Below are 25,609 nucleotides of genomic sequence, written 5' to 3'. Positions count from 1 at the left end.
TGATATTCCTTAGAAACGATAATATTTCAGCATATCTTCTGCAACTTTGCGAGCGTTGACTTTATATTCACCAGAAGCAATATCTTCTTTTAATTGTTGTACGCGTTCTGCACGCTCTGTGCTGTATGTTGAAACTCCTTGCATCTCCTGTGCAGCCTTGGAAATTTCGATTTTATCGGCGAAAGATGCCTTGTTTGCGCCTGATTTCACATTGCGCACCTGATTTTTATAGGCGTTTACCGCATTAATCCCATAAGATGTGATTTTCATTTTTTAACCCCCCATCTAAAACTCTTATCTTACTATTATTTCGGATTGTCTCACATAATGTTAAGTTTTCAAATATAAAAAAGTGTGCTAATTTTGTTTAAAATTAACACACCTTAACCCATTAGCGTTTTCGTTCTGCGTGATATGTAACACGATCACGTTCTTCCACACTTTCACGGAACTCTTTTGCTGCTTCAAATGTACGTAAATCCGCCTTCAATTCATCTTGGCATTTTGTACAAAGCTTACCTTTTGTCGTTAGATGACCACAGTTGTCACATGGATAGCCCAGATTAGGAAACATTGCAGTCTGTAAACGACCCTTACGAACCCATTTATACAATAGTGCCTCTTCAGCTCCGGTTGCTTCAACAATACGTTCTACTGTCGCAGCACGGTTTTCACGTTTACGTAGAAAGCGATAAACGATTTGATATAATTCTTCTTCAGATTGAGCGCATTTATGACATACTTCTCTAACCCCTGTATAATTAAAAAACTCATTACATTTCGGACAATTGCGAACCTCTGCCATCTATTCTTCCTCCTCTTACATCAATTTCCTCTTGGCATAATTGTAGCTGTCGCTTCGCTTTCGCTACAGATAAACATTGCGTCCGGATTTTGAATTATGCTCAGGCCTGCACTATGCAGGTCAGTTAGCCGTTTTCGCAGGATGCGAAGATTTTAGGCTAACATCCTTTATTCATTCCTTTCAAAATCGATGACACCCGCCGGAGGCTATATACGAATCCTATATATTCGTAATCTATTATACATGATGCATTAGCATTTTCATCCATTAATTAAAGTAAAGCTTTGAACATTTCGGGCACCTGCATTTAATAAAATCTCCGTGGCGTGCCGCAGAGTAGTTCCTGTTGTTTTTATATCGTCAAAAAGAAGATATTCTTTATGCTCTACATGTACACCAGCCATCAGACGAAAAAGAGGAGCCGCTTGTATGCGCTGTTCTCTATTTTTGGAGCTTTGCGTTTCAGCGGTCGTCTTTTCTAAAAGTTGTCTAAAAGAAATGTTGGCAGCCTTTAAGAGCTCCTCCATATGCGAGAAAGTACGTTCTTTTTGTTTGAGTGGGTGCATAGGAATCGGTATAATGGTTGCTTTTTCATTTTCAAATCGTGTATGTAACTCCTGTCGAAATACTTTTGCAAGTGCTACATCCTGAAGAAATTTATATTGATGCAAATAATCTTTCATAGCGTCGTTATATTGGTAAAGTGCTGTTGCTGTCGGTGAATGTTCAAATCGAGCTGAGCACTTATCACAGATGGTTGGTTGAAAGTGTTTCGTTAAAAGCATTTTCCAAGAAATTGCTGATTGCAGAGGCCGTGAGCATAATAAGCAAAGTGTTTCAATTTTATTCATAGTGGAAATCCTTTCTTATTGTAATAAAGAATTTTAGTACGTGCATTATCCATTTCAGTTGTAATGCCATGATGGAAAAATACAACATCTCCATCTGCAAAATCAGCATTTCGACCAACTCGCCCAGCGATTTGTATTAGTGCACTGGAAGTAAAAATAGTCGATTCTGCCCCAATAACTGCAACCTGTACATTCCTTATCGTAATCCCTCTTTCTAAAATGGTTGTTGTGAGTAAACCCGGAACTTCTTCATGACGTAGTGTAAGCACTTTTTCTTTACGATGAGGATCTTCGGCATGGACCGCCATAATGCTTGCATCTAATAACTGAAAAAGAGGCGTAGCTATTTTCATTAACTCTACTTTCGGAAAAAATATTAAAAATGGTTCTTTGCGTGCAAGACGCTCCTCCGTCCATTGTTTTAGCTTTCGTGGGATTTTCCCTCGTTTTAAGCTTTTTTCATAGCTCCATAATGCATCAAATCGAGGGACTGGTAATGGATGATTATGGTAACGTTTCGGGATGAATGAATAGCTTTTATTTTGATACTCAGTAAGTAATTTTTGCGACGGTGTTGCCGTGACGAACAATATTGGTGCATTTTCTTTTTTTGCTTTTTGTACAGCTCTTTGTAAGGTTTCATCAAATGTATACGGAAATGCATCAGCCTCATCAACAATCATGACATCAAACGCTCGTTCAAAGCGATAGAGCTGATGAGTTGTAGCCAACACTAACTGCCCATAGCCCTCCTGCTTCGGTGATCCGCCATATAAAGCATGCATCACCGTTTCTGGAAAGACCTTTTGAAAGCGTGGATATAGCTCTAGCACCACGTCTGTACGCGGCGTAGCAATACATACCCGTAAGCCTTGTTCTAAAGCATGATGAACAGTTGGAAAAAGTAGCTCTGTTTTACCTGCTCCACATACTGCCGCCAAAAGATGAGAACGGTTTGCTTTAACACTTTCTAGCATTTCATTTGCTGCCTGCTGTTGAAGTACTGTAAATTGTCCTGCCCATTTGAGTGAATGCTTTCTTGTTCTAATTACAGGGGGGCCTGTCCAGATTATCAACTGCGTACAGCTACTCACTCTGCCCATATTCAGACAATGTCTACAATATATACATTGCTGCTGGCACTTTGAACAATCAAACGTTGTAAATTGCTGAGGATCATTATTATGGCAACGGTTGCATTTTAAATGCGGCTCTATTTGAATCCCCTCTATTATATGGAAGTATTTATGATTGATCGATTTCTCGATATCTTCCTTTGAAAATGGGGAATATTCCTTTAACCAAATACGTCCTTCATGAAAATCTCGTAATGCAGGTGGCAACAACCAACCTTTATATTTCATTTTACTTTGCTCCTTTCAGGTGATTTTTTGCTTTCTTCTGGAAATACTCATGGGTTTACCGGCGATATTCTCGAGTTTACCGGCGATTCTCGGACTTTTACCGGCGATATTCCCGAGTTTACCGGCGATTCTCTGACTTCATCAGCGATATCCACGCGTTTATCAGCGATTCTCCGACTTTTATCAGCGATATTCATGGGTTTATCAGCGATTCTTCGACTTTATCAGCGATTTTCACAGATTTATCAGCGATTCTCCGACTTTTATCAGCGATATCCACGCGTTTATCAGCGATTCTCTCGTTTCTTACGTCGAAACCGGATACTTCCTAAAATAAAAAAAGCCTCTACATTTTATTTTCTGTAGAGACTTTCTTATCTAAGGTTATTTTTTTATCCAGCTTAGCCCTATTGCTCCTTCACCTAAGTGTGTGCCAATCACGGGACCAAAATAGCTCAATTTAAAGGTAACGTTTGGATAAGCTGCTGCTAGTTGTGCTAGCCATTCCTCAGCTTCTGCCTGGCAATTGGCGTGGATAACAACAGCGTCCATTGCTTCATATTTTTTAGCATCCTCAGCCATTAGCTCCTCAGCACGCTTTAATGCTTTTTTACGCGTACGAATTTTTTCAAAAGGTACAATGACCTTGTCCACAAAATGCAGTACAGGCTTTACTTGTAATAAGCCACCAATCAATGCTGCTGCTGAAGACAGACGTCCCCCACGCTGTAAGTGCGCTAAGTCATCTACAATGAAGTAAGCTCGGATATACTGCTTCATGTCCGCTAATGTAGCAAGTATTTCTTTTGCTGAACAACCTTGTGCAGCCATTTCAGCTGCTCGTAAAACATAAAAACCCTGTGCCGCACAGGATATTTCACTATCAAAAGCATACACATCAATGCCTTCCACCATATCGCCTGCTTGAACTGCGCCCTGATATGTTCCACTGATTCCACTTGATAAATGAATAGTTACTACCTCATCATACTCTTTTGCCAGCTCTTCAAAGAGAGAGACAAACTCTCCGATTGGGGGCTGTGTTGTTTTTGGAAATTCTTTTGCCCCGCGTACTTTATCATAAAATTCAGATGCCGTGATATCTACTTCTTCTGCAAATAATTGCCCCGCGATATTTACACTTAACGGAATCATATGAATGTTTAAGCGTGCACGTTCCTCAGCCGGAATATATGCAGTACTATCTGTTACGATTGCTGTCCTCATTCATGTCCACTCTCCTATTCTACTTAGTTTACAATCAATTGCGCCTCGGCGCAATTGTTGCTGTCGCTTCGCTTTCGCACAGAAAACATTTGTTGCTGTCGCTTCGCTTTCGCTACAGATAAAAAGAAATGAATGTGAAATGAATTACGACATTGCGTAATCTCGTCCGAACTTCGAATAGGAGTAAGTTTGATATACTCTTTCTTCATTCTAGACGTCTGCCAGGTTGTTAAACTTATTGTCCAATCAAGTTAACACCCTAACATCCATTTCACATTCATTATCTATGTATAAGAACCTCTCGGAAAGCTGAAATCCCATAGAGGTTTATCAAAAATTCCTTATTTTTATTTGCCCGTGCTTGATTTAGAGTCATCTCCAATATAATAGACGCTCGTTACCTTCCAGCCCCCATCTTCTTTTACAAAGACAGTTACTTGACGCCCTGCACTTTCATGTTCAACGTTTGTTTCAAGCTGCAGAGAATGCATTTTCATATTGGCAAAGACCTCTGCTTCTTCATCATTATATTTCGCAATGGTCACATTTTTTACTTCACGTTTACTATCAAATTGATTGAAGACCTCGGTTGCATAAACCTTCTCTTCATCATATTTAAAACCTTTTGGATTCTTCGATATTGTTTGCATGTAACGATCAATTTCTTCTTCATTTAATGCAGCGATATATTCATCGAAAGCTGCTAAAATTGCTTTTTCTTCTTTTGCTGGTACATTCGTGGCTTTTTCTACATTATCGCCCACCATTTCAAAACCAACTGTTCCATCTTCAATCGTTTTTGCACGATCTTCCGCACTCATCTCTTCATCTTTATTACCACAGGCAGTTAACATTAATAAGGTAAAAACTGCTAGAAAACTTTTCTTTAACATCAAAAAACCTCCCGCGCATATTGTAGCATATAAATCCTGTCGTAGGAATTTTGTTGTGAATTTTCAACATTTAGGTGCTACATCATTCTTATGACGCCCACGATTTTAAAATGTTGCACATTGAAGTAATCTCTAAACTTAAATTGTTACACTTTTAACAAGATTAGTTACCCACAGGATTTCCCCATTCTTATGGCTCATCACCAAAACGTGTGATTGATTTCCGTTCCGACCGGGCGCTTTGTAGCTGTCGCTACAGAAAACTTTTGTTGTTGCTGTCGCTTCGCTTTCGCACAGATAAAACATTTGTCGCTGACGCTTCGCTTTCGCACAGAGCAAAGCTCCTTGGGGGCGTCCGATGAGCCGCTTCACTCGCGATGCTCGCTCCAGGATCTCATCTATGACGCTGATCCCCAAGGAGTCACCCCTCCGGAACGAAGATCAACTTATATCAATTTCACCTTTGCGTAATGCAGAGGTGGGAGTTTTCTACTGAATGAAGATAAATGGAATACGTCTTAACAAATCTCATTCACAACTTCTGGTGATGAGCCATTTTTATCTAATGGAGGTTATTCTCCCTAGATGTATTCGGCCATAAAAAAAACTGCTTTAAAAACTACTACATAAGATAGTAGCTTTTAAAAACAGATTTTAATTCAATGTTATGCTATTAGCGTACTTCAACCCAGCCATTTTTAATAGCTGTAACAACGGCTTGTGTACGGTCGTTTACATTCATTTTTTGTAAAATGCTTGAAACGTGGTTTTTAACTGTTTTTTCAGAAATAAACAGTGTCTCACCAATTGTACGGTTAGATTGGCCATCTGTTAATAATTGTAATACTTCGCATTCACGTTTTGTTAGTAAATGGAATGGGCGACGAATTTCTGTTTGATGGAAATTACCTTTATTTTCATGCTCAGAAAGGCGACGGAATTCCGCTACTAAATTTTTAGTTACCTTTGGATGTAGATAAGATCCACCATTCGCTACTACTTTAATGGCTTCAACAATTTCGTCAGCATCCATCTCTTTTAACATATAGCCAAGTGATCCCGATTTTAGCGCGTGTGTTACATATGTTTCATCATCATGAATTGATAGCATAATAACCTTTGCGTCTGGGTATTCACTAATTAAATCTGCCGTAGCCTCTACTCCATTTTTACCCGGCATATTAATATCCATTAGCACAACATCTGGTTGATTTTCAGCATACAATGAAACCACATCTGCACCGTCGTCACCTTCTGCTACCACATCAAACGTATCTTCAAAATCTAAAATACGTTTTACTCCTTCGCGGAATAGCTGGTGATCGTCTACAATAATAATCTTCGTCATTTGTCTTTACCCCCTAAATTTCTGCAACGATTGCTTCATCACAACGGAATTTTAAATAATACCGTTGTCCCTCGATTTATCTCACTTGTAATGGAGATTGTACCATCCAAAATTTCGATACGTTCTTTCATTCCTAAAATCCCAAAGGAATGATCTTTAACTACCTGCGGATCGAAACCTATGCCATCATCCTTTACAACGATATTTACGGCATTGGTCAACCACTCAAGTTTTACCCATATCTCTTTACATTTCCCGTGCTTCATGGCATTAGTTACACATTCTTGCACTAATCGGAAAATAGATACTTCATAATTTGATGGTATACGCTTTTCGGTGCTTCTCGATTGAAAATGAACTTCAACACCAGGATTGTATTCAGTCACTGTCGATACGTATTTTTTCAATGTCGGAACAATGCCCAAATCATCTAGTGCCATTGGTCTTAGATCATAGATAATACGTCGCACCTCAGTTAATGCATTACGCACTGTTTTCTTTAAATCAGCAATTTCAGCCAAAGCATTTTCAATGCCTTTCTCACGATACGTTCTATCTATTAGATCAGTGCGCATTAGTACATTTGCCAGCATTTGAGCAGGTCCATCATGGATTTCCCTAGATAAACGTTTCCGCTCTTCTTCTTGCGCCGCGATAATACGTATACCAAAATCTTGTTTCATTTTAGCTTGTTCAAGTGCTAAACCAACATTTTTTAAATCTGAAGTTAAGTAATTCAAGACGACATTTACTTGATTGACAATATGATCTGCACGTTCAATCGTATCGAGTAATCCTCTTAATCTTCTCTCTAGATCATCTCTTTTATCGCGCAGCTGCTTTTCTTGTGTTCTAATAACGGAAAGCTTCACTTGAAAATCATGTGCAGTTTCATATGCTTCTCTAACTTGTTCTTCGGTATAATTATCAAAAGCTTTACTTACTAATACAAGTCTTTGCTTAGCAAGCTGTGTACTTTTTTCTAAAGCATCGCCTTCATCAATAACAATTGCAACTTGTTTTCGAACAATTTCCAGCTCATTTTGCATATCTTCGAAGTTTATGCGGCTTTGTTCACTTATAATAAAGATATCGTCTTTTGAGCTCATGATTGTATCTAACATTCGATTAAATATGCCATCAAGCGACTTTAAATCGAAGGTATCAGTTGAAAACATAGTGTACTCCCCAGTCTAATGTCTTATGATTACTTACTATTTTAATAGACCAATTTCATATATTCCATAGTCTACACCTATTATAGCATTCCCCTGTTAAAATTTAATGCTTTTTCTTTATGAAAATTATAGAATAGAACTCTACCTAAAAGGAGATTGATACTGATGAGAGAAAACTATTTAACAGTAAAAGGATACGGTGAAAGCGAAATTATTATTTCCAAATCTCGCTTTCTTACTTATATAGAACGTGCAGAAACAGAAGAGGATGCAATTTCTTTTATTGAACGCATAAAAAAAATGCATCATAATGCGACACACAACTGCTCAGCCTATATTATTGGAGAGCATGATCATATTCAAAAAGCAAATGATGACGGGGAACCAAGTGGCACAGCTGGCGTCCCTATGTTAGAAGTCTTAAAAAAACAGGGCTTAAAGGATACGGTCGTTGTCGTCACACGCTACTTTGGTGGCATTAAGCTGGGCGGTGGCGGTCTCATTCGTGCTTACGGAAAGGCAACAACTGAAGGTTTACTTGCTGCACAAGTAGTTGAACGCAAGCTTCATCATTTTATGAAAATTGCCATTGATTACACATGGCTTGGTAAAGTTGAAAATGAAATTCGAGGTTCTTCGTATAAATTAGAAGAAATTCGCTACTTAGAAGGCGTCGATATCATTGTATCTGTACCAAAAGAGGAAGAAGAACAGTTCCGAAACTGGATGACGGAACTGACAAATGGGCAGGCAAACATTACCTTTGAAAATGCCCAATTTATTGAATTTGTTGTGAAATAAATAGTTTTAATTGTCGAATACCAAATATCCATAGTATAATTTTAATGTTGAGCTATTTTATCAATCACATCTAATTGTATTTGAATAGAGTTTAGTTTAATCCCATCATTATTCCCAAAATTCAGAGGAGAATATATCAAATATGAAAAATAGAACTAAAAATAAACACAAGAAGAGGTCTTCTAAATCTTCCCTAATAATAAAAGTATCACTTCTTCTTGTTGCTAGTTTAGTAATTTGTGTGACGGCTTATGCAGTCTATATTACAAAGCAAGCAGAGCATGCAGCTAACTCGGCACATGAAGAATTAGAAGGTCGAGAAGGTTCTGCACTTCGGGAAGAAAAAGTAAAACCAGTAAAAGATAATGTTTCAATCTTATTTGTAGGTGTTGATGATAGTGAAAATCGCGGACAAGGTTCTGAAAACTCACGTTCCGACGCACTAATTCTAGCAACATTAAACAATAAAACAAAAACAATTAAAATGTTAAGTATCCCTCGAGATTCTTATGTGTATATTCCTTCTATGGGACGTAAAGATAAAATTACGCATGCACATGCTCATGGTGGAACACTTTCAACAATTGACACAGTAGAACAATTATTAGATGTGCCGATTGACTATTATGTTCGTATGAACTTTAATGCATTTATTGACGTTGTTGATGCATTAGGTGGAATCGAAGCTGAAGTACCATATGCTTTACACGAAAAAGACGAATTCGATCGCAATGCAATTAACTTAGAACCTGGTTTACAGCATTTAAATGGTAGTCAGGCACTCGCACTTGCAAGAACACGTAAGCAAGACAGTGATATTGAACGCGGTAAACGTCAACAAGAGATTTTAACAGCCATCATCAAGAAAGCTTCTTCTGCAAGTTCTATTACAAAATACGATGATGTCATTAAAGCACTTGGTGATAACATGAAGACAAATCTGACATTCAGTGAGATGAAATCATTCCTATCTTATTTAACACAAGGAATGCCAAGTATCGATTCTTTAACATTAGAAGGTACAGATGATATGTCTACTGGTGTTTACTACTATAAATTAAATCAAGAATCGGTTGATGAAGCATCAGAAACACTTAATAACCATCTTGAAAGAAATAAAAAATCTACTAGCTTAACGAATAACAATAGCGATCAAGATAATGCTGTTGAAAATGATGCAAAAGATAACAAAGACGCACAGTAACTATAAAAGCCCTTTTCACATTTATTTGTGGAAAGGGCTTTTATGTTGTTGAAAAACTATTAATGTTAATGAAATATAAAGTGTCGTATTAAGAGCTTAGGGCTCTTCGGCAATGCTAGGGGTTGATTTCCGTTCCGACTGAGCGGCTTATCCGAGCAGTTTTCCAGCCTACCTGAGCGTTTTTTCACCCTACCCGAGCGGTTCTTCGGCTTACCCGATCACTTTCTCGCCCTACCCGAGCGGTTCTTCGGCTTACCCGATCACTTCTTCACCCTACCCGAGCGGTTCTTCGACTTACCCGATCACTTCTTCATCCTACCCGAGCGTTCCTTCGACTTACCCGATCACTTCTTCATTCTACCCGAGCGGTTCTTCGACTTACCCGATCACTTCTTCACCCTACCCGAGCGGTTCTTCGACTTACCCGATCACTTTTTCATCCTACCTGAGCGGTTCTTTGGCTTACCCGATCACTTCTTCATCCTACCCGAGCGTTCCTTCGACTTACCCGATCACTTCTTCATCCTACCCGAGCGTTTCTTCGACTTACCCGATCACTTTTCCACCCTACCCGAGCAGTTTTCCACCTTACCCGATCACTTTTTCATCCTACCCGAGCGGTTCTTCGGCTTACCCGATCACTTTTTCACTCTACCCGAGCGTTCCTTCGACTTACCCGATCACTTCTTCACCCTACCCGAGCGTTTCTTCGACTTACCCGATCACTTTTTCATCCTACCTGAGCGGTTCTTTGGCTTACCCGATCACTTCTTCATCCTACCCGAGCGTTCCTTCGACTTACCCGATCACTTCTTCATCCTACCCGAGCGGTTCTTCGACTTACCCGATCACTTTTCCACCCTACCTGAGCGGTTCTTCGACTTACCCGATCACTTCTTCACCCTACACGAGCAGTTTTCCTCCTTACCTGATCACTTTTTCACCCTACACGAGCGGTTCTTCAACTTACCCGATCACTTTTTCACTCTACCCGAGCGTTCCTTCGACTTACCCGATCACTTTTTCACTCTACCCGAGCGTTCCTTCGACTTACCCGATCACTTTTTCACCCCCCCCCGAGCGGTTCTTCGGCTTACCCGAGCAGTTTTCCACCTCACCCGATCACTTTTCCACTCTACCCAAGCACATCTCCAATCTACCCATGCTAAACTCACATAGATCAAGACTTTCTTCCTCTACTCCCTCTAAACCCCATAAAAAAAAGCAATCACACATTAAAAATGAATGATTACTTTAACATTTTATTTATTAAATATCCGCACAAAATTTAATAGCGGCTTATAGTTTTTACCTGCGAGTCCGATAACTTCAACCAAAATTTCAATGGCAGTTAAAATGACAGCTACGAGTAAAATCGCGCCCCACACTTTTGCCATAGAGAAAATGATAGCTGCTAATCCAAACATGATGGCAATACCATAAATAAGGAGTACTGTTTGACGATGTGTAAAGCCCATATCCAGTAAACGGTGATGTAAGTGTGATTTATCTGGATCAGACCATTTTTTCTTCATACGCACTCGACGAACAATCGCAAAGAATGTATCAGAGATTGGTACACCTAGAATAATAACTGGGATAATAAATGAAACGAACGTTACATTTTTAAATCCAAGTAATGCGAGCACCGATATCATAAAGCCAAGGAATAATGCTCCTGTATCCCCCATAAAGATTTTCGCTGGGTGGAAATTGTAAAATAAAAATCCAAATGTTGCTGCTGCTAAAATGGAAGCCATTGCTAATACAAACATATTGCTCATAATAAATGCCATGACAGCTAATGTCATAAGAGCAATCGTTGAAACACCAGCAGCTAGACCATCTAAGCCATCAATTAAATTAATGGCATTTGTAATACCCACAATCCAAATAATTGTTAAAGGGATACTCAGTAATCCAAAATCTAATTCACCTACGAATGGTAAGTTAACTGTACTAATTTGAATGCCACCTACAAAAATAACGATAAGTGCCGCAACAAGTTGACCGAGCAATTTCGCCTTTGCAGAAATTTCACGCATATCATCAATGACACCTGTCGCTACGATGATACAAGCACCAATTATTATTGCCAGTAAATAATCGCTACCATCTATATTTTTAATCAAAATTGGCTGAAATATAGCCACAGCTATTAAAAACGAAAGGAAAATTGCCAATCCGCCAAGTCTTGGCATAATTCGTGCATGTACTTTTCGATAGTTTGGTGCATCGACAGCACCTATTCTGAACGCTAATCGTTTAACTAGTGGAGTTAACAATATGGAAGCAATGAATGCTGCTATTAAAGACACGTAAAGCATGTCTCTCCTCCTCAACAAATAATCTACATGTAAATCCTAATTGATTATAGCACGAATGCGCGCCGAAATATACTTTTTCTATTTAATTTCCACGATTTCACAAATATTTTTCCCCTTTTTTAATATGGTAGAATGCTGCATGTCAAATGTAGTCACCATTCGTAAAATTTGATAAAATAATGTAGTGTCTAGCATTTAGACAACTTAAAAGGAGCGTAAATTTCATGTTCTCAATTTTTAAACGCAACAATGAGCAAACAAGTGCTCGTCAATTAAAACGCTACTATAAAATAGTAGATCAGATTAATAATCTTGAAGAAAAATATGTCAACAAGTCAGATGAAGAATTAAAAGAAATGACTTTTATTTTCAAGGATCGTTTAGAACAAGGTGAACCAATTATATCAATCATCCCAGACGCATTTGCTGTTGTACGCGAAGCCTCAAAACGTGTATTAGGTATGCGTCATTTTGATGTACAGCTTATCGGTGGTCTTGTTTTAACTGAAGGTAATATTGCAGAAATGCCTACAGGTGAAGGTAAAACGCTTGTCGCTTCTCTCCCTTCCTATGTACGCGCATTGGAAGGTAAAGGTGTTCACGTCATTACGGTTAATGACTACTTAGCTAAGCGTGACTTCGAACTTGTTGGTCAAATTCATCGTTTCCTAGGCTTAACAGTTGGTTTAAATATACCAATGATGGAGCCAGCCGCAAAAAAAGAAGCCTATAATGCTGATATAACATATGGTGTGGGTACTGAGTTCGGTTTTGACTACTTACGTGACAATATGGCACATAGCTTGGCTGATAAAGTACAACGTCCTTATCACTTCGCCATTATCGATGAAGTCGATAGTGTACTTATTGATGAGGCAAAAACACCGCTTATTATCGCTGGGAAAATGGCAGCGAATGATGAACTACATCGCATTGCTTCTATGCTAGCTAGCCGTTTTAAAGAAGAAGAAGATTACGATTTTGATGATGAAACAAAAGCTACTTCTTTAACAGAGAAAGGCATTGAAAAGGTTGAGGCTGCCTTTAATGTTGATAATCTATATGATCTTGAACACCAAACACTTTACCATTATGTTATCCAAGCTGTTCGTGCCCATGTAATGTTCAAGCGTGATGTTGATTACATCGTTAAGGATGACAAAATCGAGCTTGTTGATATGTTCACAGGCCGTATTTTAGAAGGTCGTTCACTATCTGATGGCTTACATCAAGCGATTGAAGCAAAAGAAGGTGTCACGATTACTGAAGAAAATAAGGCACAAGCACAGATTACAATTCAGAACTATTTCCGTATGTATCCGAAGCTTTCTGGGATGACGGGTACAGCGAAAACACAGGAAAAAGAAATTCGTGAAGTGTACGGTATGGAAGTTATTCAAATTCCAACAAACCGCCCACGTCAACGTGTCGATCAGCCTGATATTATTTTCAGTAAACAAGAAGATAAATATAAGTACGTGGCAGCAGAAGTAAAACGTCGCCACGAAAAGGGACAACCTATCTTAATTGGTACAACGTCAATACTGCAGTCTGAAACAGTTGCCGATTACTTGAAGAAAGAAGGCTTAAAATTCCAATTGCTGAATGCTAAAACAGTCGAGCAAGAGGTTGAACTGATTTCTCAAGCAGGTCAAAAAGGTCGTATTACAGTAGCTACCAATATGGCTGGTCGCGGTACAGATATCGTGTTAGGCGAAGAAGTTCATGCACTTGGAGGCCTATATGTCATCGGTACCGAAAAGCATGAAAGCCGTCGTGTAGATAATCAGCTTCGCGGTCGCTCAGGCCGTCAAGGTGACATAGGTGAAAGCCGCTTCATTCTCTCTATTGAAGATGATATGTTCCGCCGCTATGCAAAAGAAGATGTTGAAAAATTCTCTGCAAAAATGGTTGTAGATGAAGGTATTATTCAAAACAAAGATGTTCAAGAACTCATTAACCGTACACAACGTATTGTTGAAGGCTCTCAATACGGTATGCGTGAATACAACCTAAAATTAGACGATGTTATTAATGACCAACGTACAGTTCTTTACGGTCTGCGTGACAAAATTTTAGCTGGTGAAAATTTAATGGATGAGCTAAAAAAAATGCTAAGTGAAACGGTTGATTTTGCTGTTCGCGATAATGCTCCAGAAGAACTTCCTTCAGTGGAGTGGAATTATGATCAAATGGAAAGCTCCCTGAACTCTCTATTTATTAATCCTGTCACAATTGACCGTGAAGTAGGTAAAGTGAAACAAATTTTAAGCGATATTCAGCCTTCTGAACAAGAGTTACTTGATCGTATGGAGAAGTTCTCTGAGAATGAACAAGTAGTGGCAGTTATTCCACAAATAATGCTAGGCTACATAGATAGTAGCTGGGTGAAACATTTAGAAGCCATGACACACTTAAAAGAAGGAATTGGCTTACGTCATTACCAGCAAGAAGATCCAATGCGAATTTACCAACGTGAAGGACTTGAATTATTCGGAAAGAATTTCCAAGAATTGCGTCGTTCTATTATTATAGAAATTACTGGCTTCATGAAAATGATTGAAGCACAAATGGAGGTACAATAATGGGCTTATTTTCATTCTTTAAAAAATCAGACAAAGTTGTTCAAGAAAACACAATTGACTCTAAAGACATATTAGGAAGTGCTACTACGGATACTAGCGATAATCGTGATGTCGTAACGAAGCTATCATTCCATCCTGAGTGGGATGTTCCACAGGAGCAAAAATACATTTTTAATTTCCTTGCTAATGAGCTAGAACCGTTGAAGCCAAATCAATTATCACTTTCTTCTATTAGTATTGAAGAAGATCCACGCTCTAAAAAATGGCAAGTACGTGCATTTTTCCGCTCATCATTGTCTCAAGCTATCGAGCTAGGTGAAATTGAGCTTTACATCATGGATAAAAACGATGAGCTTGTAGCATCTAAAAAATTCGACTTTGCAGCACTTGGCACGATTCCAGCAGAATGTGCTCGTCCATGGGTATTTGAATTTGAAAAATCAACGATCAAAGTCGATGAAGTACCAGAAGACGGCTGGAAAATTGCATTCAACCTTGTTTCCCTACGCGGTCACCAATTAGAATTAGATCCATCATGGGAAAAACAACTTCCTGCAGCACAAAAAGAGGAGCTTGCAAAAATCGTAAAAACTTTACCTAAGTTAGGTGAAACAGAAGTCAACTTCACTGGCTTGCAAGCAAAATTTGCTGATAATGGTAGTTTAAACGTGTCTATCTTCATTCGTAATGGACATAATAAAGCTATTAATCTTGAACAACTACCACTAGAAATTATTGATGCAACAGGTAAACAAATTGCTAAAGGTTCATTTAAAATGGATCCAATCTTAACTGTACAACCAGACTCAACGAAGCCTTGGACATTCATCTTCCCTGCAGAGCTTGTTGATGCAAAAGATGCCGATCTTTCTCGCTGGACAGCACGCGTAACACAATAATATGAAACTTTAATCAGTGGGGTTTTCTTCATCCCCACTGATTATTTGTTTTCACCAATCGGGCACTTAATTTCCCTGCTTTTGAGGTGGGAGTCTCGTACCCGACCTTCGCTTTCCGTACGGATCAATTACTGCCCGTTAATGCGAGATAAACTATCAAAATCCCTTCTTTTTCATAGCAAGAAGGGATTTTTTCATTTGGAGATTTCTAGCGGTGATATGGAACATTTTATCAACGGTGTTCGCCTTCTTATCAGCGATGTTCATCTTTTTATCAGCGATGTTCTCCTTTTTATCAGCGATTTCTGCCTTCTTATCAGCGGTGTTCACTTTTTTATCAGCGATGTTCTGCTCCTTATCAGCCGTGTTCTCCTTTTTATCAGCGATTCTGCTTTCTTATCAGCGGTGTTCACTTTTTTATCAGCGATGTTCGCCTTCTTATCAGCGATGTTCTCCTTTTTATCAGCGATTTCTGCTTTCTTATCAGCGATTTCTGCTTTCTTATCAGCGATTTCTGCTTTCTTATCAGCGATGTTCTCCTTTTTATCAGCGATATTCATCTTTTTATCAGCGATATTCGCCTTCTTATCAGCGATGTTCCCCTTTTTATCAGCGATATCTGCCTTCTTATCAGCGGTATTCATCTTTTTATCAGCGATGTCCACCTTCTTATCAGCGATTACTATCTCACTGCATGAAAAAAGCGATTTCTGCGTGTATGCAAAAATCGCTTTACCTTTATTTTATAGCGTCGAATCGTTTATAAGATACTAATCTTTGAGACCAGTAGGAGTACGTAACATCTGAAACTTCAACACCATCTGATCCTGAATGGATAAATTTATTATCACCAAGATAAATACCCATATGAGATATTCCATTTTTATACGTATTCTCGAAAAATACTAAATCTCCCGCTACCGGATTTTTAACTTGTGTTGTATTACCATTAAAATATCCTTCGCTACTGTCTCTTCCAATTTTTAAACCACCTTGATTAAAGGCATAGTAAATAAAGCCACTGCAATCAAGACCTTCTGGTGTAATACCGCCATAGACATATGGAGTTCCTACCAATGTATTAGCTACTTCTATTGTTTTTTTATAAACAGCTTGTCCATTAGCTGTAGGCTCTTTAGACGTTTCTTTTGATGGTGTTCCTACACCAGAAGGCCCATTTTCGCTCTCAGGTATTGTAGCTCCTGGAGATAATTTTAACACCTGTCCAACGTAAATAGTGTCAGTCGTAAGTCCATTCCAATCTTTAATGTCCTTCTGTGTCACATTATATTGCTTAGCAATTTTTGATAATGTATCACCTTTCACTACTGTATGAGAATCAGTTGTAGACTTCGGTGGTGTTGTAGGTGTTGTTGGTTTTGTTGTTGATGGATTTGAAGGTTTTACTGTTTCATTAGTAGATTGTTTTGAAATCTCAAGTTTTTGAGCCACATAGATCATATCATCCTTTAATTTGTTCCAGCTTTTTATATCTTGTACTGTTACTTGATGATTTTGGGCGATTTTAGATAGAGTATCCCCTTTTTGTACGGTATATGTAGCTGCTTCTGCGGTCTGTAGTGCTAAAAATGAAGTAGCTATCGTACTTAAAGCTAGTATTCTCAATTTTTTTGATTTTTTCATACCAAATTGCCTCCGTTCATGCTAGAATATTTCCTTGTGAGTCTATCATACTAGATATCAAAGTAATGAGAAATCGGAAAAACTGACTATTTTTCAAACAAATTATCAATCTTATTAAATACTACAGAATCCGACGAATCACAAAAAGATATTAATTGCAAGATTCGTATTACTATGGTAACATACACATCTGTATTTAAAATTTTTAGAAAGTTTCAGCTTTTCAATTAAAGGAGTTTTAATTTTTATGAAAAACAGTTTGCTTTTCATCAAGGAAAATTTAGCAGTAGGTTTACTATTATTTGCCTTATTTTTAGGTGCTGGAAATATTATCTTTCCTCCATTATTAGGCCAACAAGCTGGTGAGAACATTACGTTAGCAATGATTGGTTTCTTAATAACAGGTGTGGGTTTACCACTCTTAGCAATCGTTGCTGTGGCGAAAGCAGGTGGGGATTTACAATTACTTGCTAATCGTGTAAGCCCTGCTTTTGGTGTAATATTTACATCAATCGTTTATTTAGCCATTGGGCCATTTTTTGCAGTACCTCGTACAGGTTCTGTTTCCTATGAAATAGGGATTGCACCATTTCTACCTGAGTCAATAGCTGATCATTGGGCACCACTGTTCATTACTTCTATATTATTTTTTGCCTTAATATTATACTTAGCTATTAACCCTACAAAGCTTGTCGATCGTGTAGGGAAAATTTTAACTCCTGCTTTATTGATCGTTATTTTAATTTTAGCGGTTAAAAGCTTTATTTCTCCAATGGGTGAACCAGGGAGAGCTATGGGAGAATACACTGTATCACCTCTGACTGAAGGCTTTGTTCAAGGCTATTTAACAATGGATGTTCTGAGTGCACTCGTTTTTGGTATCGTTATTTTACAAGCATTGCGTGACATGGGTATGTCAGATACTAAAAAACAAGTCAAAACGACGATTTTCGCCGGAATTGTTGCAGCTATTGGCCTATCATTTGTTTACATCTCTCTTGGCCAAATCGGTAACACTAGTATTGATGCCATTGGTACTTTTGATACTGGCGGTGATATTATTGCAAAATCAGCTAAAGTTCTATTTGGTAATTTTGGAAGCATTATCTTATCCGCTACAATTTTACTAGCGTGTATATCAACTGCTGTAGGATTATTAACTGCCAATGCTACGTATTTCCATAAGTTATTCCCAAAAATATCATATAAAACATTTTTAATAGTTTTCACAATTTTTAGTGCTGCTATTACGAACGTAGGTCTTTCTACAATTATTAGTGCATCACTGCCTGTACTATTAATTATCTATCCGCTAGCAATGGTGTTAATGGTACTGTCGCTTGTCGATCATTTCTTTAAAGGTGGACAAATCGTTTACATTTTAGCTTTAATTCCAACATTCTGTGTTAGTCTATATGATGGTTTAAAGGAAATGAAAATTAGAATTACACCATATGAGAACATTTTAAATGCTTTACCATTATACGAGCAAAGTCTGGGATGGCTTGTACCTGCAATTATCGGCGCAATTATCGGCTTTATCATTCATAAGCTTACAAAAAGGTAAAAGAGATTTTTTAAAATTTCTACACAGGTCCATCGCTATATCATGAGGATTTCTGTTCGGTATACGTTTTACAAATGTCATCACAACTTTTGGTGATAAGCCATTTTATTAGTTAATTAGAATCTGCTTGCTTTTTGCTAGTAAGTCTCTGTCTACGAATCTTGCATAGACTTACTATTTCGCAAAAGGCTTGCAGATTCTTTTTTTCAGTAAATTCTCTCTTTCCCTATTCGCGGTTATATGGTAATTCATGTATAATAAAAGTAATCAGAAAAGAGGTGTCCTATGAAAAAAATATTGTGGTCTTTCGTATTTATTCTAAGTTTCTTCATCTTCCCATTTGCGAACGCATCTGCTGCAAGCAATGAACAACAGCTTGTAAAAGAGATCAAGGGAATTATTGAGCAAAATTATGTTGGGACTATCAATGGGAATTTGCAAAACGCCAAAACAATTCCAGAAATCATTGATATGCTAGACCCTTATTCCACATATTTTACAAAAGAGGAATTTGAGGAATTTATCAATAGCATCAATCTATCAACAATTGGGATTGGTGTAGTCATCGAAGAACATGAAGATGGCATTCATATTTTACGAGTATTTGAGAATAGTGGTGCAGCTAAAGCCGGTATCGTGGCTGGAGACATTATTACTGCCATTAACGGGCAATCCGTTGTAGGAGGCTCCATACAAGAAACCTCGTCCTTATTAGTCGGTGATGAGGGTACTAAGCTAGAAGTGACACTCAAACATGAAAATGGTAAAACTTCTACTAAAACAATTACACGAAAAAAATTCACATTACCGAATGTGGAATCTAAATTACTATTTGGAAATGTTGGCTATATTGCCATGTCATCCTTCTCAGAAGACGGTGCAAAGCTCGTTAAGGACGCGCTTATTGAATTAAAACAGCGTGGTGCAACTTCCTTTATATTAGATTTACAAAACAATGGTGGCGGCTATGTATCAACGGCTGAGGAGATGACGGGGTTATTCCCAAAAGCAAAAATTGCCTTTTTACTAGAAGAAGCACATGCCTCTTATAAAGTACGTGCAGCCCATCAAAACGAAAAATTCCCAGCTAATACACGCATTCTAGTAAATCGCTATAGTGCTAGCGCGTCTGAAATGTTATCAGCATCATTACAAGATCAGCAATCTGCTATTTTATATGGAGAAACTACATATGGAAAAGGCGCTATGCAAGGCTTTTTTGAATTGAGTGACGGTAGCTATTTAAAACTTACAGTCGGTAAATTTACAGGTCCTTCAGGGAAAACAATTAATGAAGTTGGGGTAAAACCAAATATCCAAACAAAGACTCCTCCTATTTTCCAGGCCCATTACGATGCTATAAAAGAACAATATCCAAATTACAAAGAGCTAGCCAGCTTAAAAAATGTATCACCATCTAAAACATTTACAGTGAAATTCTCACAAGCACTTTCTTCGCAAATTGCTGAAGGCAGTGTACAGCTCGTCGCTTTAGGTGGTAACGAGGTACCAATTACTACAAAAGTTGAGGGTCAATCATTACTTGTTACCCCATCAAAACCATTAAATCCTGAGCAAGAATATATGCTTCTTGTTCATCCATCTGTTCAAAAAGAAACAGATAAAAAGCTTCAAAAAGGCAGTTATCTTCATATTACAGTGAAGAAATAAAAAAATCCCTCTCACCATTTTAGTGGTGAGGGGAATTTTTTTGCCCGATTAGTGAAGAGAAAACCTCATTGATTAAAGATTCACTTTATTTTCTCTTAAAAAATATAAATGAACTAAGTCTCTTGCTAGCTCGCAAGGAAGTCTTTTTTGTTCAAGTAAATTTGTTAATATTAAACGCTCCAAGGATCCTACAAAACTATCTACAACTACGTTAATTTCGACACGATACGATTGTAATACATCATCACAATCATGGAGGTGTATAAGGTAAATTAACTGCTGTGTAAGCTGAGATTTAACTAAAAATGACTGTTCAGATTCAAATAATCCAATTTTCGTTAATTTCGGGTTTTCAATTATGTAGACGAACAACATTTGTATTTTTTGCTTCAGCATTGTCACAAAGCCTTCTAATCCCTTTACAACTTCTTCTGCTTGTTTACTCATGACCTCATCAAATCCACGCTGAAATCGTCTATTCAGATCGTTATAAAGAGAGTCCTTACTTTCAAAATATAAATAAAACGTTGGCTGTGTTACATTGGCAGCTTTTACAATGTCACTAATTTTTGTATTATGATAACCTTTTTCAGAAAATAGCTCTACTGCTTTTTCAAGCAATAATTGTTTACTTCGTTCACCATTTGAATTAATCTTCCTACCTCTTGTCATACTTTCCACCTTATCTTAGATTGTAGTTCCTTCAAGTATTATTAATACTAATTAATTCCAAATTATCTATATGTCCGGCTCATCACCATAACGTGTGGTTGATTTCCGTTCCACCTGGGCTCATTCACAATTTTTGGTGATGATCCTAAGTGATGCCGAAATAATCCATTTTTTCATCCACCAGAGGCTTTAACTTATTACCACCTATAGAAGGGGAAATGAATGCTGAAATAAGTTAAAAAATACCACGCTATCTGAATAAAATTATTATAATACAGCCCCTATTTTTTTACTATAAAATATTATGAATATGACATTTTTTTTGCAACAAGTACTTATATTGTCTAACTAATCCGAATTTTATTTCCTTACTTAAAAATAAAGTGAAACTTTAATCAGTGGGCCACACTGATTATTAGTCTTCACCAATCGGGCTTTTATGGGCAGTTAATCTCACACCTTGAAGTGGAAGCCTTGTACCTGACACTTCGCTTTTGGTACTGATAAAGTTACTGCCCGTTAATGCGGATAAATGGCTCATCATCAGGGTTATTTCCGTTCCGACTAAGTGCATCCAATGAGCCGCTTCACTTCGCTCCAGGCCTCATCTGTGACGATCTAAGGAGTCATCTAGACTTACTCCAAACAACATGGCATACGTTTAAAAATGCCATCCCTGACTTTCCTGGAATAACCCAGCTAAATACAAAAAGGGTATCAAAGAATTTCTTCTAAGATACCCACTTTTTTGCTATTGTTTTAAAAGTTTTCTTTTTAGTTTATCACTAAATTCTTTAACTTCCTTCACTCCAAATAATAAATAGGAGCCTGCAAGCACAGCACTAAAAATAACAAGACCTACAATGAAAGTTACCCACTTGTTATCAAATACTAAATACTCGCTTGAAAAGTACATAACAATCGTGATAACGATCAATGGTGGTAATGCTCTGAAAAATTGTAGCTCTTTGCTGAAAATACCCATTTTCAGATCATATTTAATGCTTGCATACACTACAAGCATGATAAAGTTCACAATGGAACTTATTAAAGTCCCCCATGCAATTGAAACTACTCCAGTTGAATCTACCATTAAGAAAATAACTGCAATATTTACTCCAAATACATTTAGTAAACTAAATATTACAGGTGCCATTGAGTCACCCTTTGCATAGTAAAAGCGTGTAATGTATCCGTTTGCTGCAAGGAAATACATAGAAAGTACGAAGACGGCAAGTACCGGCGCTGTTGCAGCCGTTGACTTCGCATTAAAATTGCTGTATTCGAAAACAACTTGAATTAAACTAGTTGAATAAAAATAAGAGAAAATTGTCACTGGAGCAAGTAATAGTAACAAGTAATGTAATCCCTTTGAATATAAGCTTTTTATAGAAGCATGGTCATTATCAGCTTCCTTTTGACTTAAAATTGGATAAATAACTGTCGTTACTGCCGTAATTAATATAGCTTGTGGGAATTGCATCAACTTAGAAGCATAGTTAACAGATGATACTGCTCCTTCTAATGATAATAGCCCTGCTATATAGCGCTGTAGTAGTGCATAAAGTTGAACCGTTGCACCGCCAAGCATAATAGGTACAACCATTATCCACAACTCTTTTGTTGATACATTTTGTTTAAAAGACAATCCTACCTTAAACGAATCTAATTTACGGTAACCGATAACTAAGAAATACACCATTAGTATTGCGCTCGCAAATGCGCTAATACCATATCCAATCGGGCCGATAGTTTGCGATAATACAACTGCGATCAGTAAGAAAACCGCATTGTAAATTAAAATGGCAAAGCTTGATAAATGAAATTTTTGATTTACATTTAGTAAACCGCTATACCAAGAAGATAACACAAGAAATATAGATGATGGCATCATCCACAAATAAAGATCTCTTGTTAAAGCCACTTCTTCTTCGCTAACAATCTTATCGGTTTTAAAGCTATCTAAAATTGGATCAGCAAAGATCATCCCAATCAATGTCATTATTGTCGCTGTCACAGCAACTATTGTAAACGACTGCTTTACGAATAGTCCTTTGTCCGTTGATTCTCGGTTATAAATAGAAATAAAAACTGTTGTAAATGCTCCTCCAACTACTAAATATAAAAAGTTTGGAATCATATACGCAGTAGAAATACTGTCGGAAGTATGGCCAGTACCAAATTGGTATGCGATAATCATTTCACGTAAAAATCCGAAAACACGGGCCACAACATTAATAATCGCAACTGCCCCAATTAATTTTATAAACTTATTCATAAGCCATCCCTACCTTCGACGGCCGACTTATAAATCGCTATACAGCGAGCTGTTATATTTTTTTCATCGTGAATGGCTAATACTTTGTCGACCGCTTCACGATTCATATATTGATTTTTTGGCGTGTTCACTGCACGCAGCATCTCCTCAGATAAAACCATAGCGTTTTCGGGCTCCACTAAATGCCCTGCGCCTTCTCCAAGCAAAGATACAAGTCCACCTACATTCGAAGCAATAACAGGTGTATCTGTCGCTAAAGCCTCTAATGCCACTAACCCAAAACCTTCTAAATGGGATGGTAATACAAAGACATCACTTGCTTGGAACCACTTCACTAGTTCTTGTTGTTTTAGTGGATCTATAAATTTGACGTCTTCACTGATTAATGGTTGCAAGGATTGGAAAAATGCTTGGTCTCTTCTAGAACCAACAAGAATTAACTCTAAAGGACGAGATACTTTTGTTTTTAGCATTTGGAAAGCTTGTAATAGCTCCTCAACGCCTTTTTGCTTAATAACATTTCCTACAAACAAAAATCTGAATGGCTCAGAAGCTAATTGCAGTTCTTTGCACACTGCTGCTTGACTTCCTTTTGTGAAAACCTCACGATTCACACCCATGCTAACGATAGAGATTTTACCTTTTTCAATCCCAAAATCTTGTTCAATTTGTTGAGCTAAGACAGGGCCTACTGCGATAACATGTTCACTTTCACGTAAAATACTAGCTGTCCAATTGCGAATCCTTGTACTCTTTTTCGCCATACGCTCAATATCGCCGCCATGTGCTGTAACGATAAACGGTATACCAAACATTTTCTTTAATAGCAACGACAGCATACCAGATGGGAACACATAATGTGCATGTGTGACATCAATAGACTTTCTGTTTTTCAAGCCTTTCATCAATGTCGATAAGCCCCATTTTGTATATTTCATAATGGTGTTTTTCTTACCTGTCGCCGGATTTGTATTTACTGATATATCTACGTCTAGTCCTGCTTTTTCAAGTGCAGTGACTTGATTTTTCACAAAAATACCGAATGATAAATGATCAGATGTTGGATACATATTACTAATGACGAGTACTTTTTTCATAGACGTGTCACTGCCTTTTTCATTAATTCCTGACCATGCATGGCCTCTTTATGAATATGGGTAGCAATTTGTTTCGTCTCTGCAATTGACTGCTTCCAATTGCTACTTAGTTTGCCAACTAATGTGGATAGAGCCTTCTCATCATCCTCTATATCCTGCATTTGCAAGCAACGATCTGATGCGCCTACAAAGGACATAAAATCCTGTACTTTTGTATGATAGGATATCGCAATTATCGGAGTTTCCGAATTAGTTGCCAAAATAAGCGAGTGTAGACGTGTACCGATAATAATATCCTGCTCCTCAGTCACCTCAAGTAATCGCTCTGGCACCAAATTCTCTTCAATAATTTCTGTATGTTCACGTCGCTGCATCTTTCTCTGAATATCCTTCGTCACAGTAACGTCTTGCGGGAATTTAGTGGCAAAAAACGTAACTTCTACATTATGCTCAGAAATTACATAATCTAAATTTTTCGCCATGCCTGTAATGTACGCATCATATTTTTCAACATTTCCCTCTGGCCAATAGTTTGCATTATAGTATGGAACTGCTGAGACACCTATTTTAATTGGTTTATCGGCGTAATTTTGGCGATCCCCTTTTAATGTAAATGCAGGATCACCAATAACTTCTATTGACTTTTTTACCCCAATACTTTGCAAAAGCTCTTTAGACTGAGGGTCACGTACAGAAATACTTGCTGCATAACGACACATCGCGCGAATACTGATTTTTCCTGAAATCGTATCGAGTGGTCCAGCGCCACATCCGTAAATAATGTAGGGAACATTACTTTGTTTAGCCATCATTGCATACGCTCCATACAGGTGAGCCTCACGTTTATAGAAATCCATTAAAATACCACCACCACCAATGATGAGGAGGTCAAATGTGGATACATATTGTTTATTGTTTTTATAAGTATGGATAAACGTTTTAAATAAATTACTCTTTCTGTAATACAACGGATAGCTGTGTACCCCATAACGTTCGGATGTTTGTTGTGTGTTATTACTAAAAACGGTAATGTCATCACTAGTTACCGAAAATGTTTGTTTTACTTGTTGAAGAATGCCGTATAATATTGATTCATCACCATTATTATCATTGCCGTAATTCCCCACAATGCCTATTTTCATTAAAAAACATCCTTTTACTTTTTAATACTGAGATTATACCATAATTGTAGATTTTC

At 37.7% G+C, this 25,609-nt stretch carries 23 protein-coding genes; 6 read left to right on the top strand and 17 right to left on the bottom strand.

What is annotated here, in order from left to right:
• Positions 1-9 precede the first annotated feature (9 nt).
• The 10 genes from flgM to QUF91_RS04170 form a co-directional block, all read right to left on the bottom strand.
• Positions 10-270 (bottom strand): flagellar biosynthesis anti-sigma factor FlgM, encoded by a 261-nt coding sequence (flgM, locus tag QUF91_RS04215; protein ID WP_289416956.1) that lies wholly within the window; start codon positions 268-270, stop codon positions 10-12.
• Between the two features lie 121 nt (positions 271-391).
• Positions 392-805: a TIGR03826 family flagellar region protein gene (locus QUF91_RS04210; RefSeq protein ID WP_289416955.1), complete on the bottom strand. Its 414-nt coding sequence runs from the start codon at positions 803-805 to the stop codon at positions 392-394.
• Between the two features lie 260 nt (positions 806-1,065).
• The gene (locus QUF91_RS04205) at positions 1,066-1,656 is read right to left on the bottom strand and encodes a ComF family protein (protein ID WP_289416954.1); all 591 of its coding nucleotides are present in this window, start codon (positions 1,654-1,656) and stop codon (positions 1,066-1,068) included.
• Positions 1,653-3,020 (bottom strand): ATP-dependent helicase ComFA, encoded by a 1,368-nt coding sequence (locus QUF91_RS04200; RefSeq protein WP_289416953.1) that lies wholly within the window; start codon positions 3,018-3,020, stop codon positions 1,653-1,655. Before QUF91_RS04200 ends, QUF91_RS04205 begins: the two co-directional genes overlap by 4 nt.
• A 384-nt stretch (positions 3,021-3,404) precedes the next feature.
• A complete protein-coding gene (locus QUF91_RS04195) occupies positions 3,405-4,247 on the bottom strand; it encodes a DegV family protein (protein ID WP_289416952.1) in 843 nt (280 codons plus the stop codon).
• Between the two features lie 23 nt (positions 4,248-4,270).
• Positions 4,271-4,456 carry a hypothetical protein gene (locus QUF91_RS04190; RefSeq protein WP_289416951.1) on the bottom strand — a complete coding sequence of 62 codons (186 nt, stop codon included), beginning with the start codon at positions 4,454-4,456 and terminating at the stop codon, positions 4,271-4,273.
• A gap of 138 nt (positions 4,457-4,594) precedes the next feature.
• A complete protein-coding gene (locus tag QUF91_RS04185) occupies positions 4,595-5,140 on the bottom strand; it encodes a nuclear transport factor 2 family protein (RefSeq protein ID WP_289416950.1) in 546 nt (181 codons plus the stop codon).
• Between the two features lie 138 nt (positions 5,141-5,278).
• Positions 5,279-5,557, bottom strand: coding sequence for a hypothetical protein (locus QUF91_RS04180; RefSeq protein ID WP_289416949.1), 279 nt, complete (start codon positions 5,555-5,557; stop codon positions 5,279-5,281).
• Positions 5,558-5,813: 256 nt separating this feature from the next.
• On the bottom strand, positions 5,814-6,488 hold the full coding sequence (locus QUF91_RS04175) for a response regulator (RefSeq protein WP_068986512.1): 675 nt from the start codon (positions 6,486-6,488) through the stop codon (positions 5,814-5,816).
• 38 nt (positions 6,489-6,526) lie between these two features.
• Positions 6,527-7,666 (bottom strand): sensor histidine kinase, encoded by a 1,140-nt coding sequence (locus QUF91_RS04170; RefSeq protein ID WP_289416948.1) that lies wholly within the window; start codon positions 7,664-7,666, stop codon positions 6,527-6,529.
• 165 nt (positions 7,667-7,831) lie between these two features.
• On the opposite strand from QUF91_RS04170, the gene QUF91_RS04165 reads away from it, so the two are divergent.
• Both QUF91_RS04165 and QUF91_RS04160 read left to right on the top strand, forming a co-directional pair.
• Positions 7,832-8,467: a YigZ family protein gene (locus QUF91_RS04165; RefSeq protein WP_289416947.1), complete on the top strand. Its 636-nt coding sequence runs from the start codon at positions 7,832-7,834 to the stop codon at positions 8,465-8,467.
• A 142-nt stretch (positions 8,468-8,609) separates the two neighbouring features.
• Positions 8,610-9,671, top strand: coding sequence for an LCP family protein (locus QUF91_RS04160; RefSeq protein WP_289416946.1), 1,062 nt, complete (start codon positions 8,610-8,612; stop codon positions 9,669-9,671).
• Between the two features lie 1,262 nt (positions 9,672-10,933).
• Here QUF91_RS04160 and QUF91_RS04155 read toward each other — a convergent pair.
• Positions 10,934-11,998, bottom strand: coding sequence for a glycosyltransferase family 4 protein (locus tag QUF91_RS04155; RefSeq protein WP_285396594.1), 1,065 nt, complete (start codon positions 11,996-11,998; stop codon positions 10,934-10,936).
• A 224-nt stretch (positions 11,999-12,222) separates the two neighbouring features.
• On the opposite strand from QUF91_RS04155, the gene secA2 reads away from it, so the two are divergent.
• Both secA2 and QUF91_RS04145 read left to right on the top strand, forming a co-directional pair.
• Positions 12,223-14,583, top strand: coding sequence for an accessory Sec system translocase SecA2 (gene secA2, locus QUF91_RS04150; RefSeq protein ID WP_289416945.1), 2,361 nt, complete (start codon positions 12,223-12,225; stop codon positions 14,581-14,583).
• Positions 14,583-15,482: an accessory Sec system S-layer assembly protein gene (locus tag QUF91_RS04145; protein ID WP_289416944.1), complete on the top strand. Its 900-nt coding sequence runs from the start codon at positions 14,583-14,585 to the stop codon at positions 15,480-15,482. The genes secA2 and QUF91_RS04145 overlap by 1 nt, the downstream gene beginning before the upstream one ends.
• 326 nt (positions 15,483-15,808) lie before the next feature.
• Here QUF91_RS04145 and QUF91_RS04140 read toward each other — a convergent pair whose 3' ends face one another.
• Positions 15,809-16,147, bottom strand: a complete 339-nt coding sequence (locus QUF91_RS04140; protein WP_289416943.1) for a hypothetical protein — start codon at positions 16,145-16,147, stop codon at positions 15,809-15,811.
• A 73-nt stretch (positions 16,148-16,220) separates the two neighbouring features.
• On the bottom strand, positions 16,221-17,126 hold the full coding sequence (locus QUF91_RS04135) for a C40 family peptidase (RefSeq protein ID WP_289416942.1): 906 nt from the start codon (positions 17,124-17,126) through the stop codon (positions 16,221-16,223).
• Between the two features lie 247 nt (positions 17,127-17,373).
• Between QUF91_RS04135 and brnQ the strand changes: the two genes are divergently transcribed.
• Both brnQ and QUF91_RS04125 read left to right on the top strand, forming a co-directional pair.
• Positions 17,374-18,693 carry a branched-chain amino acid transport system II carrier protein gene (gene brnQ, locus QUF91_RS04130; protein WP_289416941.1) on the top strand — a complete coding sequence of 440 codons (1,320 nt, stop codon included), beginning with the start codon at positions 17,374-17,376 and terminating at the stop codon, positions 18,691-18,693.
• Between the two features lie 285 nt (positions 18,694-18,978).
• Positions 18,979-20,364, top strand: coding sequence for a S41 family peptidase (locus QUF91_RS04125; protein WP_289416940.1), 1,386 nt, complete (start codon positions 18,979-18,981; stop codon positions 20,362-20,364).
• A 72-nt stretch (positions 20,365-20,436) separates the two neighbouring features.
• Here the strand turns inward: QUF91_RS04125 and QUF91_RS04120 are convergent, their stop codons facing one another.
• The 4 genes from QUF91_RS04120 to QUF91_RS04105 form a co-directional block, all read right to left on the bottom strand.
• Entirely contained in the window at positions 20,437-21,036 is a 600-nt protein-coding gene (locus QUF91_RS04120) for a TetR/AcrR family transcriptional regulator (protein ID WP_289416939.1), read from the bottom strand.
• A 751-nt stretch (positions 21,037-21,787) separates the two neighbouring features.
• Positions 21,788-23,314 (bottom strand): murein biosynthesis integral membrane protein MurJ, encoded by a 1,527-nt coding sequence (gene murJ, locus QUF91_RS04115; protein WP_289416938.1) that lies wholly within the window; start codon positions 23,312-23,314, stop codon positions 21,788-21,790.
• Entirely contained in the window at positions 23,311-24,411 is a 1,101-nt protein-coding gene (locus QUF91_RS04110) for a glycosyltransferase (protein ID WP_289416937.1), read from the bottom strand. The genes murJ and QUF91_RS04110 overlap by 4 nt, the downstream gene beginning before the upstream one ends.
• A complete protein-coding gene (locus QUF91_RS04105) occupies positions 24,408-25,553 on the bottom strand; it encodes a polysaccharide pyruvyl transferase family protein (RefSeq protein WP_289416936.1) in 1,146 nt (381 codons plus the stop codon). The genes QUF91_RS04110 and QUF91_RS04105 overlap by 4 nt, the downstream gene beginning before the upstream one ends.
• Positions 25,554-25,609 lie beyond the last annotated feature (56 nt).

This window comes from Lysinibacillus sp. G4S2 (genome assembly GCF_030348505.1).
Taxonomy (GTDB): Bacteria; Bacillota; Bacilli; order Bacillales_A; family Planococcaceae; genus Lysinibacillus.
This window is presented reverse-complemented; position numbering and strand designations above follow the sequence as displayed.